This window comes from Pseudoalteromonas sp. SMS1, from assembly GCF_021530565.1.
GTDB lineage: Bacteria > Pseudomonadota > Gammaproteobacteria > Enterobacterales > Alteromonadaceae > Pseudoalteromonas.
Map to the genome: position 1 here is coordinate 47,553 of NZ_JAKGBI010000021.1, position 14,688 is coordinate 62,240.

The 14,688-nt window shown below is 44.5% G+C and carries 8 protein-coding genes; 2 read left to right on the forward strand and 6 right to left on the reverse strand.

Annotated features, from left to right (window positions below; genetic code table 11):
* Positions 1-38 precede the first annotated feature (38 nt).
* The 6 genes from L1286_RS19735 to L1286_RS19760 all read right to left on the reverse strand — a co-directional run bounded on the left by L1286_RS19735 (position 39) and on the right by L1286_RS19760 (position 11,273).
* Positions 39-2,105 carry a S9 family peptidase gene (locus L1286_RS19735; RefSeq protein WP_235408730.1) on the reverse strand — a complete coding sequence of 689 codons (2,067 nt, stop codon included), beginning with the start codon at positions 2,103-2,105 and terminating at the stop codon, positions 39-41.
* Between the two features lie 260 nt (positions 2,106-2,365).
* A complete protein-coding gene (locus L1286_RS19740; protein WP_235408731.1) occupies positions 2,366-5,518 on the reverse strand; it encodes an efflux RND transporter permease subunit in 3,153 nt (1,050 codons plus the stop codon).
* A 15-nt stretch (positions 5,519-5,533) separates the two neighbouring features.
* Positions 5,534-6,700: an efflux RND transporter periplasmic adaptor subunit gene (locus L1286_RS19745; protein WP_235408732.1), complete on the reverse strand. Its 1,167-nt coding sequence runs from the start codon at positions 6,698-6,700 to the stop codon at positions 5,534-5,536.
* A gap of 89 nt (positions 6,701-6,789) precedes the next feature.
* Positions 6,790-9,189 carry an ABC transporter permease gene (locus L1286_RS19750; RefSeq protein ID WP_235408733.1) on the reverse strand — a complete coding sequence of 800 codons (2,400 nt, stop codon included), beginning with the start codon at positions 9,187-9,189 and terminating at the stop codon, positions 6,790-6,792.
* 102 nt (positions 9,190-9,291) lie between these two features.
* Positions 9,292-10,017, reverse strand: coding sequence for an ABC transporter ATP-binding protein (locus tag L1286_RS19755; protein WP_235408734.1), 726 nt, complete (start codon positions 10,015-10,017; stop codon positions 9,292-9,294).
* Between the two features lie 8 nt (positions 10,018-10,025).
* Positions 10,026-11,273 carry an HlyD family secretion protein gene (locus tag L1286_RS19760; RefSeq protein WP_235408735.1) on the reverse strand — a complete coding sequence of 416 codons (1,248 nt, stop codon included), beginning with the start codon at positions 11,271-11,273 and terminating at the stop codon, positions 10,026-10,028.
* A 325-nt stretch (positions 11,274-11,598) separates the two neighbouring features.
* Here L1286_RS19760 and L1286_RS19765 point away from each other — a divergent pair, with 325 nt between their 5' ends.
* Complete coding sequence (locus L1286_RS19765) at positions 11,599-12,768, forward strand: tetratricopeptide repeat protein (protein WP_235408736.1); 1,170 nt, start codon at positions 11,599-11,601, stop codon at positions 12,766-12,768.
* Positions 12,769-12,870: 102 nt separating this feature from the next.
* Positions 12,871-14,688, forward strand: coding sequence for a pre-peptidase C-terminal domain-containing protein (locus L1286_RS19770; RefSeq protein ID WP_235408737.1), 1,818 nt, complete (start codon positions 12,871-12,873; stop codon positions 14,686-14,688).

The window sequence follows — 14,688 nt, forward strand, 5'->3', positions numbered from 1 at the left end:
CTTCATTGCGGTGCCTTCGCACCGCAGCAGTTGATGTATCAGCGGGCCGATTCCGGAAGCAAAGAAATGAAAAATGCCATTTCGAGCGCTTTTTCATGCAAACTTTTGAATCTACCCGATGCACCACCGTGACCCGAGTCCATATCCGTTTTAAACACTAAGAGATTGTCATCCGTTTTTAATTCTCTCAGCTTTGCTACCCACTTCATTGGTTCCCAATACTGCACTTGCGAATCATGCAACCCAGTTGTAACCAGAGTATTAGGATAGCGCTTAGCAACCAGATTGTCATAAGGAGAATACGATAATATGACATCATAGTATTCTTTGTCATTGGGGTTACCCCACTCATCATACTCATTGGTCGTCAATGGGATCGATTCATCTAACATAGTTGTTAACACATCGAGAAATGGCACATGACAACCTATGCCAAGATAAAGCTCTGGAGCTTGATTGATTACGGCGCCCATCAACAGACCCCCCGCACTACCACCGGACGCAAAAATCTTGCCCGCATCACCATATTGCATATCTACCAAAGCACGCGTCACGTCCACAAAATCATTAAAGCTATTTTCTTTGTGTTCTTTTTTGCCGTGCTCGTACCATCGACGTCCCAACATTTCAGAGCCGCGGATATGTGCAATGACATAAACAAAACCCCTATCTAGCAAACTTAAGGTGCTACTGGAAAAAACCGGGTCAATAGTAAAGCCATATGCACCATAGCCATACTGGAGCAAAGGATTAGTGCCATCTTTCTTAAAGCATGACTTGCGATACACGATCGATACAGGCACTTCCTCACCATCACGCGCCGTAATATGTACACGCTCTGAGGCATACTCTGTGGGATTAAAATCTCCCAGCACTTTCATTTGTTTCTTGAGGGTCTTTTCCCCTGTCACCAAATCACACTCATAAATGCTACTGGGTGTGGTCAAGCTCGAGTACGAAATACGTACTGATTGGGCACTGGGTTCAGGGTTGTATGCAACCCCGGCATAATAGCAAGCATCGTCAAACCCTAACTGATAACTCGCCCCTTGGTAGTCATGAATGACAAAGCGGATCTGACCCTTTTCACGTTCGGTGATCACAAAGTGGCTATCAAATAGTTCCAACCCTTCAAGTAAAACATCATCTCGATGAGCAATGATCTCTTGCCACTTACTTGGGTCACCCACCTCATCCGTCACGGCACGAACCAAGCGGAAGTTTTTCGCATCGCTATTTGACAGCAAGTAGTAATAATCGCCGAACTTTTCTAGTCCGTATTCGTGACCTTCCTGACGTGCAAGCAAGCGTTTAAACTCACCATCGGGATGATTGGCATCTAAATATAAAACATCACTCGTTTCAGTCGCAGAGAGGTAAATAAAGATTTCGCTTTCATCTCGGCTTTTACCTAAGCCCATGTAAAATTGCCGATCTTGCTCTTCATACACCAGTACATCTTCACTTTGAGGGGTGCCGAGTACATGTCTATAAACTTGAAAGCCTAATAGGGTTTGCAAGTCTTTTTTGACATAGAAAACCGATTGATTGTCGTTACCCCAAACAATTTGTCCCTCGGTCTCAACGAGCACATCTTCTAACAATGCGCCTGTCGCAAGATCTTTAAACCGAGCAGTGTAAATACGGCGGCCATCAGTGTCGTCACAATATGCCAGCAAAGCGTCATTCGGACTAACGATCAGTTCAGCAAGCTCATAGAACTCATGTTCTTTGGCTAATTCATTCACATCGAGTATTAACTCTTTGTTGTCCATATTTTCATTGAGCGCGCGGTAATGGCGTCCATACTCTTCTTCGCCACTCACCTCATTGGTGTACCAGTAACGCCCATCTTTAACAGGTACAGATGAATCATCTTTGACGATTCGCCCTTTCATTTCTTCAAACAGCGTTGCCTTTAATGCAGCATGAGGTTTCATCACTGCTTCGCAGTACGCATTTTCAGCTTTTAAATGGGCCAGAATTTCTTCATCTTGACGGTTGTCATCGCGCATCCAGTAATAGTTATCGGTCCTTTGATGCCCGTGGTTCTCCATATGATAGGGTACTTTTTTTGCCACCGGTGGGGTAAGCGCTTTGGTCATGTATCTGTTCCTGATTTATTATTATGCTACCAGTCTATCACAGCCGTAAATTACGTACAGCGCAGGTTTCTCACCCTCATTGAGTTGATTAACTCAAAGGATAAGTAGGATGCATAGTTCATTACTTGTGATATCAGACGCTGCTCAGCTGCATTACTTTATAACATCACAAAATAACACACGACTTTCCGTCTTTATATTGCCCTTTTAAACAAAAAAGCCCAGCATATCGCTGGGCTTTGTAATATTACGTGGCGTTGCTATACCTGTTCCGCCGAACGGCCTTCATCCAAACCTTTATTGCGACGGGTGACTTTTCCAAACAATTTGGCAAAGACACGTTTTATATCCACCAAAATAATGTACAAACAAGGCACTAAGATTAAGGTGATCATGGTTGCAAACAACACCGCAAACCCAAGGGAAATCGCCATAGGAATCACGAACTTAGCTTGCAAACTAGTTTCAAATATAATCGGTGTAACCCCCGCAAATGTCGTAATTGATGTTAAGGTGATTGCCCGGAAACGGGCACACCCAGCTTCAATCACCGCATCTTTCAATCTTACGCCTTCTTTACGTACCTGATTGACGTAGTCTGTCATCACCAAGGAGTCATTGATCACAACCCCCGCGGCAGCAATCAGACCAAAGGTCGACATCATACTCATATCTAGGCCATTCAACCAATGGCCCCACACAGCGCCAATTAAGCTAAACGGTATTACCGACATAATAATCAATGGTTGAGAGTAACTCTTCAGTGGCACAGCTAATAAGATATACACAATCAACATACCTGCGACGAAGAACAACTTCTGTTCATCAGCCTGTGCTTGAGTATCTTCGACAGATCCCCCTAACTCCGATTTAACACCAGGGAATTGACTTTGTAGTTCAGGCAAGAGCTTTTCTCTAATGTTTTTAACCACTGCAGACGGCTCAATCACTTGCTCATCGATGCTGCCGTATACATACACAGTGCGATAGCCGCCTTCACGACGGATATAACTTACGCCTGGTTTTTCTATAAATTCAACCACGTCACCTAGGACCACTTCCTGTCCCTGTGGTGTTTTAACTAAGGCATACCTTAAAGAGGCAATGGCTTCACGATCAAGTTCTGGGTAACGCACCATCACTCGGATTTCTTCACCATCTCGTATCACACGCTGCGCTTCCCCGCCATAAAAGCTGTTACCAATTTGACTTGCTATGTCTGCGAGATTTAACCCTAGGTCATAAGCCACAGGCTTCAAAGTAAGCTGTACTTCTTTACTGGGTGGATCAATGGTCGAGCTAATATCAAATAACCCTTTTTCTTGTTGCAGCATCGAAATAAACTGCCTTCCAGCGGCATTCAGGGTATCAATATCAGGCCCATAAAGCAGGTAACCAAATTCACCGTCTCCCCCTCCGAAGTCATTGACATCATCAATGACAAGCAGTGATTTAACGCCTGCAATGGTTGGCATGTTCTCACGCCATCTCCGAGAAAGTTCAAAAGCATCAAATGGACGTAAGTCTTCATCCACTAACACGGCAAGCACAGAGCCCTCGCTGCGACCCTCGTTCCAAACGAGAATATCTTTGAGCATCTTCTGGCCGTATTCTTTTTCCACTTCTCGGTCCACTTCTAGCATCATTTTTTCAACTTTCATCATGGCTGAAAGCGTTTGCTCATCTGACACATTGTCATTGAGTAAAATCTTCACCATAGGATAGTCATGCGGCACTTTCGGAAGTGGGATAAATCGCACTTGGCTAGAGGTAATCAGTGACATACTGATCATAAACACTGCGATAAAGCCAAAAAATACAGCCCAACGCCATTCCACGCATTTTTCAACGGTGCGGCGATAAGGGCCATTCACAAATTCAAAAAAGCGCTTGTTGAATTTAGCTCGCCAGCTATTCTCACGCATAGGCTTAAACTTTGTATGTGCTAAGTGCGCGGGTAAGATCCATTTTGACTCGATCAAACTGAATACCAAACACAAAATCACGACAATGGAAATAGATTTGAAGAAAGCCCCTTGTGGGCCACTCGACATAACCATCGGAGCAAATACAGCCATGGTGGTCAGCACCCCAAAGGTTGCCGGCGTTGCAACTCGTTTCGCGCCACGAACGACACTATCAACGCTCGCGCCACTGCGCTCCACTTCAGTATATGAGGACTCCCCTATCACAATAGCATCATCGACCACGATCCCCAGTACCATGATAAATGCAAATAGAGAGACGATATTAATACTGATGCCAAATACAGGCATTAACATGATGGCGCCGAGGAAGCACACTGGCAATCCTATCATGACCCATAATGCTAATTTAAAACGCAAGAAAATCGACAGCATAATCGCCACAAGAATTGCCCCTTGGAACATGTTCTTTTTCATCATTTCTAAACGCGCGTCCAAATAATAGGTCATGTCAACAATGGGGGTGAGGGTTACACCCGCTGGCAATGTCTCATTTTTCTGTTCGATATACGCATGTACCGTATTTGCGATCGGTATCATGTTTTGATCTTTTGTCGCCTTAACAGACAGGAATGCAGCATTGACACCATTTTGTTTGAAGTAGAATTCCCCCTCAACGAATGCATCTTTGATGACTGCAACGTCTTGGAGATATATCTTCGCCCCATTGTCACCCACTTTAACCGGAATGCGCTTAAACTCATCACCGCTGTACTTCTGATTTTCCACACGAACAGAAATAATACCTGCTTCAGTTCGGATCTGACCCGCTGACATATTTGCCGAATAACGACGGATCGAGTTGCTGATGTCATTGATGCTCAATCCGTACCGTCTCAACGTATCAGGATCAATTTCAATTGCAATTTCATACGCAGGTGTGCTGCGCTCAACCAAAGAGACGCTTGATAGTTGTAACAGCTCATCTTCAATTTCTTTCGCGAGTGGCTTCAGCTCAGTCAAAGGTATATCGGCAGCCAATGCCATTTGAATAACATCTTGACGAAATTCCCTTTGCTGAACTCGGATCGGTTCCATATCAGCAGGAAACGTTGCAACCCCATTGACCCGAGTCCTCACTTTTTCCGTTACTTCATTTAAGTCAGCACCCGTATCAATATCCAATACCACGCTGCCATTACCACGCGTGGCACGATAGACTCCTTTTTCAATCTCGGTCACATCTTTCAACGCTTCCTCGATCTTGATTAAGATACTCTCTTCGATTTCCTGGGGGGAAGCGCCCGGATAAGATGCATTGACAGATATTTTGTTAATTTCCTGGCTTGGAAACATCTGCCGCTGGATTGTCACATAACTCACAATCCCCATTATCACGATAAAGAACATCATCAGGTTTGCGGCAACAGGGTTATGTGCGAAGTACGCAATTAACCCTTTTTGGGAAGTTTTGATTTGATCAGTCATAGTCATTCCCTGCCGTTATAGCTTTCCCACATTGTCAGTATCTCCCTGACTCTGCTCACTACCAGCCACTTTTACCGCCATACCACGTTGTGGATATTCAGGTAACGTTACAACGACCGTATCATTATTTGAAAGACCTTCACCGACAAGGTAATAAGCCCCTTCCTCGCGAATAACCTGTACTGTACGAGGCTCAAGCTGAGCGTCTGAATTTAGCAACCACACGGTTTGATTATTCACTAACTCTTGCGGCAAGCGGTAAATTTGTTTGAGGGTTTTTCCAGCAAATTGAACCTGAACATATGTACCAAATTTTATTGCTGGCGCATTGCTTGTTAAGCCATAGGGATCATCAATACGAACCACCAGATTGTTCATGCGAGTTTGTTGATCGACTACGCCTAAGTCTCGATGAATATAGGCTTGGCGCGTGAAACTGTTGATGCCTTTTTGCGATAGCGTTGCCTCTATACCAGATACATTGTCTGGCAAGAAAATAGAATCAAAGCCCGCAATCGGGATAATAATCTCAGCCTGCTCTATGTTATTTAACTTCGCCACTGAAGCACCGGTATTAACAAATTGACCCAGGCCGACATCTCGGGAAACAACCAATGCATTAAATGGTGCCACGACTTCGCAATTGTCTAAATCTCGCTGAGCTCTACTCAATGCTGCTTTAGCAGATTTAACTGCAGCATGAGCACTCAGTAGCTGAGGCTTGCGAAGGAATAAATCAGTGTGTGTTTTATTTGGAAAGCGTTTTGCTTCATCTGCGGCAACATCCGCCAGAGCTTGTTCTTCGATGAGCTGGGCTTGTGCACTTGACAGGGTGGCTTCGGCTTGCAAGAGCGCCGCTTGGTAATTGTCCTTTTCAATTTTAAGGAGCACATCTCCTTTATTAATCACACCACCTGCGACGAAGTTTGGATGCCAATATTCAATTTCACCCGAAACCTGTACTGACAAATTCGTTTGCTCAAGCGGTTGTACTTCACCATAACTGTTGATCACAACTTGATGATCTTGCGCTCGTAGTGCTTCGACCTCAACGATAGGTCGAGTGTCTACGACATCTGACTCATCATCATTTTTTGCAACAGCATTTATGCCCATAAATCCAGCGATACCGATACCCAACGCAACGAAGGGCAATATCCATTTTAGTGTCTTTGCTTGCATGACCGCACCTATTGATAATTTCCTACTGCTATCTTAACAAGATTTAGGCCATGCAGGGTGTGACATTTGTAAGAATCTGTTACAACTCTTCAGTCTTTTTTCAACTGCCGATAGACATGGTATATATCTATATAAAACAGTAAGCTAAATAAAAAAACAACGGCAAATGCGTAACTAAAGAATAGTATGGATATCGGCACAGTGACAACACTTGCAATAACGAGGATTACACTTGTTGCAATCACCAATGCGGCCGTGAAATGACCCAATCGCAACCTCACTTGTTCACGCACCAAGTGTCGATGTTTGGCACCAACCTGTTGTTTAATTCGTATTACTTCCCGCTGGCCTAGTGCGAGATTTCCCAACAAACCAAATAATCCCACGACCACTTGAATAACAATCAAAATACACACCCCAATACCGCCAATTAAGCTCACCATAGCTGTGCTATTTAATTCTCTAATTTGTGCTGATAAGGCGCTGTACCTTTGTACATTTTGTGCCACTGCTTGCTGTTTGAGTAATGCCACCACCTCTGATTTATGCATCGTTTGACCCGGCCTCAGCTTCACCAACATATTGGTCTCATAGTAATTGTGTGGAAAATACAAGATCGGTAAAGCGCCGGTTGTATGAGTAAAAATATCCTCAACAATTCCGATTAAAATCACAGGTGGCTGATTTCCAGGATACAGCGTCATGCCAATATGCAGCTCATCAATGCCGAGCTGAGACGCAGCCTGACGGTTCATGATCAGTACGTTGCGTAGCTCAGTATCTCGTTGATTAAATGAACGTCCTGCAACAACCTTTTGGCCAAGCAGCTGAAAATAGCCAGCGCCAACAAGCTGTGAATTGACTGTGAGTTGGTCAGCACTTTTTGGGGTCTTACCAATACTTGCAAGATAACGGTTATCAAAAGGCATAATGGCACTGAGTGCAACGGACTCGATTTTTGGGTGTGCCAACAGCGCTTGCTGATTAGCAAAAAATAACTGTTTGCGCGCGGCAACATGCGCGGCTTCTTTGCCCCATGAGTGCTGTTGACGCTCAATGAACATAACCCCTTGATCATCGATACCGACAGGTGTTGAAAGGCGATGAGTAAAATAGATAGATGACCAAGCGGTGGTGCACAAGACAATGATCCCCACGCTGAGCTGGGTGATCAGGACATTGACGGTCAACCAGTGCGGTAGCTGCTTGACCTGGCCCTTACCTGCGCCATGCATTTGGCTATGTAAATGCCGAAAAGACAAGTGGGACAACCCAAGCTTGGCAAAACTCGCAGATAAAATAAGTGCAACCCCCACCATGAAAACGTGGTGCCACCATCTGATCGTTAACCAGTGAATGTGTGCATACGTTGAAGCTGCAGCCTGTTTAATCACATACACCGTTATTTCGCTCAGCAGCATGGCACACAATGCGGAGATCAAAAATAACGCACTCAATTGAATGTAATGTGCGCCTCGTAACATACTTAGTTTTGCACCCAAGGTCACCTTCAAAGCCAATTCACTATGTTGTTTCTTAACCTCCAATAAGTAAAAGGTGAATAAGTTAACTAACGTGATGAGTAAAAATGCGCTCCCACCCAGTAGCAACCAGTGGCTGGTGCGCTTCAACGGCGCTTTCAGTCGATCTTGTAAAGGCATAAATTTAAATTTCAGATGTTTACCTTTGCCATAATTAAGACTCATCAATCCTTGTGTAAACTGTTGATTGAGATAGCCTATCACGTCAGGGGCTACGGGTTTGATGGTGCTGGACCTTTTGAGACGACCGACAACAAAGGTGTTTTGTCTCACTGTAAGATGTTCTAACAATGGTTGCGCAAAATTGATCGTGCTATTAAAGTCCATGAAGACATCAGTGCGATAATTTGCCGCACTTAGCTGGGGCTCTTTATTACTGCATGCAACAACACCCGCAATACGATATTGTTGATTGTCTAGCACGATTGATTGGGAAAGCAGCTCAGTCATAGAACGTAGTGGCTGTTCAACACTTCGCATATAGCGATGTGCAAAACATTCGCTAATAACCACCTCCCGAGTCCCATTGTGTTGCGTTTGGTTGAAATAACGACCGGCACGCAATTCTAAATCAAATAAGGTAAAAAAATTCGGATGAGTATAGGTTACATTTACTTGCGGCGCAGCGGCATGCGTTGTGTATAAAAGCTCTCCATAAAAAATTGGGGCGATAAGCTCAAGTTGTGATGTGCGACTACTAATATGATAGGCAGCCATATTTGACAGTGCGTTATCCATAATCGGTTCTTCTTGCCGATTAACCATCGTACCGTGCAACCATACGAGCCTATCTGCATGCGTGTAGGGCAACGGGGCATAAGCTTGCCAATAGAAGAGACTGACCACCAATCCACCAGCCAAGGCCATGGTCAATAAAAAAACGAACACCAGTGTAAATCTAGGTTTGGCACACAGCGTAATAATTGCGCTGAGAGATTCCTTCCACATATTACTCTCCTTGTGCTCGGCTCTGTTTGATCATTGCTATCGCCCATACAGCAGTAATGACTATAGATTGTCGAAAATATAAATGTGAATACATCATGGGCTTCAAGCTACTCCGTTAAACTGAGTCTGGTTGGAGCGGCTGATTTGTGCACTGCCCAGTAACTCACCATCAAACAGCTTAATTTGCCTCGCGGCCATGTCAGCATAGCGAGGATCGTGGGTGACCATGCAAATGGTAGTCCCTTGTTGGTGTAGCTCCCCAATTAGTGACATCACCGCATCCCCACTTTTAGAATCAAGATTACCCGTCGCTTCATCAATCAATAAGATACTTGGTTGAGTGACGAGGGCGCGCGCTATGGCCACACGCTGCTGTTGGCCACCTGACAATTCACCGGGCCGATGTGTTAAGCGATGTGACAGCCCCACTTTATCTAGACAATTCAAAACTATTTTTTTTACTTGCTCGGCGGTCATTTTTGGTTCCCGATAACGCAGTGGCAATGCCGCATTATCGAACACATTCAACGATTCTATGAGGTTAAAAGATTGGAAAATAAATCCGATATGCTTGTTTCTTAGTTCAGCGCTCTGATCAAATGACAACGCGTCCACCCGCTGTCCAGCTAAGAGATACTCGCCAGACGAGGCCGTTTCTAGCAACCCCATAATCGATAATAACGTCGATTTTCCACACCCAGAAGGACCAGAAACAGAAACAAATTCACCTGATTCAATCACGAGATTGATATTTCTCAATGCATGCGTCTGCAAATCGGACGTTTCGAAGACTTTTCCGATATTCTTCATTTCAATAATATGCGGCATGTCGACTCCTATTTAATGGCAATGGTTGCACCTTGCAGTGCAAGGCTATTGAGATCCGAAATAATGACGTTTTGACCTACTGATAAGCCTTGCTCGACAACGATATAACGGCCCGCATCAACACCAAATACCACCTCTAGCAATTCTGTTTCTTGCGTGTCTAGAACGTTGTAGAGCAACCCACTTTCAAGCGTTAACTGGTTCGCAGGGCGACGAATATAGACGACATCCTGCAAGTGTTCGATGATAATCGATGCGGTAATGCTGAGTTTGAGCCGCGCAGCTGTGGGGATCTGAGGTGGTAACCTCGCCTCAACCACAATGCTGTGGTTAGTCACAACAGGATCAATACGTGTTATTTCAGCTGTCACCACTTCATCACCAACCTTGATTTCAACGCGTTGTCCTAACTGGATCTGTTGGCCGTGTAATTGCCCAACGTGAAGTACGGCGGTGAATGCTTTTTGATTGCCAAGAGTGGCAATGTAGCCACCACTTTGTACTTGCTCACCCAGCCCCAGAGGCATCTGCTCAATAACCCCATCACTGGGCGCTCGCACCATCAATGCCGCTACTTTATTATCGAGTACGGTGAGTTCCTGCACTTTCAACGCGATTTTATTTTCTATGATTGCACATTCATGTTGATGTAGCTCACTAAGTTGCCTCATACGTGTTTCTGCATACACAAGTCGCTGTGTTGTGCTGTCCAGACTGGCTTGAGTTTGAAAAAAAACGTACTTAGAAATTACACCTTGTTGTGCTAATTCATGCTGTGCTTGATAGCGAAACTGCAAAGTGGCCAATTCGCCTTTCAACTCATCTAATGTTGCTTGCTCGGTAAGTCGCTCACGGTGCTGTAAAATTTTTTGCTGTTCCAATTGTACTCGCATCTCAAGCAGTTGTTGCTGCGTTTGAGCCTGCTTGAATACCAAATCATCATTTTTCAAAATAACAATAACTTCCCCCTTGACCACAGCTTGGCCAGCTTTGTTGACGATGCTTGTAACAGTGCCTGCGCTTAAGGTCGTAATGGTTTGCTGATGCGCACTTTGCAGTTTACCAAAAGCGTCTATGGTCCGTGTTAAAGGTCCACGCATAACAGGGGCAATGATGAGCGAGTCTCGCTCAATCTCAATGGCTGAACTGGCTGTTATATAGAATAACACTCCGCTCGCAAACAAGCATATGCATCCATATATCACCCAGCGATATCTGTTTGCAGATGACTTATGGGACGGGATCTTAATATCCATACAATTTTCACTCTTCGTCGAGGTTGCGTATCAACAGTGATACCTTGGTATCTCAGCGAAAAACGTACCAGAAATTAAAATCATTATTTTCAAACACTTAAAATTTTCATATCAAAATAAGTGACTCAGTTTCGACATAACATCGTGTCGATTCCGGAATCGTACCGCATACTCATTAGCAAAAATCCTGAATAAAAGACTAGGCAATACGTGCCCCCATCACTCTGCCCGCACTTTTCAATCTAGTAATTGTTATTTTATTGATAATCATACAAATACATGACATAACTAATCCCTGACCAAGCATCTTGAAGGAGTGCGTTAAATGATGAAAAATTTGGTTTTGTTACCTTTAGTTGTGCTGCTGGGCGCATGCGCTCAGACCCATACACCCCAACAGCAAGCGATACCGAAAGTTACTGACTTCTTTAGTGCTACTGCTTTTACTCTTCAACCAACCATTGATGAAGCCACTATTTTCTCTTTGCCAGAGCACGAGCAAGTCAAATTTTTAGCTCATTATAACAAGGCGTTAGACAATGGAATTCGACCAGATAAAGCCGTATTTAATTACCTTGAACAACGTCTTGATAGGTTTACGTATGATGGTGATACACTCACTGCGCAAGAATCACTGCAGAGAAATGAAGGAAACTGCATTTCTTTGGCCATATTAACTCAAGCGTATGCAACACTCGCCCAAGTGGACACCACGTTTAGAGAAGTCGGCACCATTCCAGTATTCCGTAAAAGTAACAATACGATTCTCGTGTCCAATCACTTTCGCACCAAACTACTTGCCCCGAAGTCGACGAACAATGACGAAGAAATTGAGATTATTCGCGCAGGTACGGTGGTTGATTATTTTCCAGCTCAAGATAGCTTCTACCTAGACACCGCCACATTCCAAGATTTGGTTGCCAAATACTATGCCAATAAGTCAGTTGATGCACTGCTAGAAAAAGACTTTGACATGAGCTACAGCATGTTAACAAAAGCGTTACACTACGCGCCATACGATCCAGAACTCATCAATATTTCGGCCGTTTTACATCGCAGAAGCGGACGCGCCACAGACGCACTAAAAATATTTGAATATGCCAATCAGCATCAGCTTACAAGTCAAAACTTGCTCGTCAACTACCTCTCTTTGGCCAAAAAGCAGACCGATACCCAATTGATCGAATTGCTCGAAGCCAGTATAGAAAACAGTGCTGAAACGCCCTTTGATAAAATTCAACTTGCTCAACGATCGATGAAAAAAGGCAACTACAACAAGGCAATAAGAGAGTTAAAAGACATCATTTTAGAGACCCCTTATATCCCAGAACCTTATTTTGAACTGGCACGTATTTACTACACCAAGGGGGATATAGAAAAGACGGAACGCTTGCTTACACTCGCCATTGAACGCTCATCGGATCCTGACAAACGCGCTCTATTCCAAGCCAAGCGAAACGGGATTCCAGCACGACGCTTAAAAAACACAAATTAAAAATATTTGATTATCAATTTCTTTACAATTGGGATTTATAGGATTATTTTGTTTCGTGGATGTTTAATTTTTATTCAACAACCACACTAACAAGGAACATAAATGAAAACTCGTTTTTTACTATCTGCACTTGCGCTCGCATCAGCAAGTAGCATGGCGCAAACGACTGCGCTAACAGAAGCCCAAATGATGCAATACACGAGCAAAGCCAGCATGGCCACCATTGGTAAACGTGCTGAATTGAATTTAGTGATTCAACCTCATGCCGTTGCGACATATGCTAACGACGCTGAAAGCAGCACCAACGTCATCACCCAAAAGGTCACGCATCCTAATGCAAGCTACCTAAAACTACATTTTAAAAATATTAATTTAGCTGGCGGTGGCAAACTCGTTGTGCGTTCAGAAGATGGCACTGAGCGCTATGAATACACAGAAAACAACATGCGTGCCGCCACATTGAGTCAAAGTGACGATGGTGTCACGAGTTTCTCAGCCATGTCTATTTCTGCAGATACCGCAGTGGTAGAGTACACACCTGGCAGCGAAAACACCGTGATGCAAAACGCCATCATTGATTATTATGACCACGGTACTGAAAATGAGCCACAGATGGCGCCTGCAACCGACGTTGGCATCAGTTCAACGTGTGGTGCAATGGAAAGACAAGACGTCCAATGCTGGTCAAATACTCATCCAACAGAGTTTGAGCGTAGCCGCCCTGTTGCGCGTCTACTCATGAACGGCAGTGGTCTCTGTACGGGCTGGCGTGTTGGCCCTGACAACCGTATGTTTACCAATAACCACTGTGTAGAAAGCGCTTCCGAGTTGGCCAATACTGAAGTTTGGTTTAACTATCAGCATACCGCATGTAATGGCTCAACCCTTGAAACTGTGGTCAAAGTTACAGGTAAAGACTTCCTTTCAACAGACTATACCCTTGATTACACACTGTTCACCATCAATGACTTTGCAAAAGCGCAGCCATTTGGTTATTTCGGTCTTGATGTGCGCAATGCAACACAAGGTGAACGTATTTACATTCCCCAGCACGGTTCGGGTAATCCGAAAGAGCTGTCAATCGAGTCCGATCGTGATAGCACCGGCTTGTGCTCTGTCAATGATGCCAATGCCAATGGCAGAGGTACTGGTACAGACTTAGGTTACTACTGTGACACCATTGGGGGTTCTTCTGGATCACCGGTGTTGGCAGCTGCAAGCAACAAAGTCATCGCGCTGCACCACTTAGGTGGTTGCCACAACAAGGGGGCAAAAGTCAGCCTGATCTGGCCAAAAGTGGCAACACACTTCAATAACCAAATCCCAGATGGGGATAACAACAGTGATCCTATGCCTGTTGCTAACTTCTCATTTGACTGTAATGCACTAAGCTGTAGTTTTGATGGCACAGCATCAAGCTCTCCAAATGGTGCGATTAGCCAATATGAGTGGAGCTATGGTGACAATTCAAACAACGGCTTTGGTGCCAATGTGAGTCACAACTATGCAGCGTATAGTACTTACACTGTGTCACTGACAGTGACAGATGCAACGGGGGCATCTGCCTCGACATCAAAGCAGATACAACTAGTTGACCCAAATAACGACCCCGCCAAGCTCATCAATGGTGTCGCGAAAGAAGGGTTGAGCGGTGCGCGATCTGATACTGCATTCTACTATTTTGATCTACCAGCAGGCGCGTCTAATGTGACTGTACGTATTTCTGGTGGATCAGGTGATGCAGACCTGTACGTCAGAAAAGGCAGTAAACCAACCACGTCAACCTATGACTGCCGCCCTTACCGCTGGGGGAATAGCGAATCATGTAACATCACCAGTGGCGCAGGTACTTATTGGGTTATGCTACGTGGATATAGCGCATATTCTGGCGTAACGCTCGAAGCAAGCTACACTGAATAA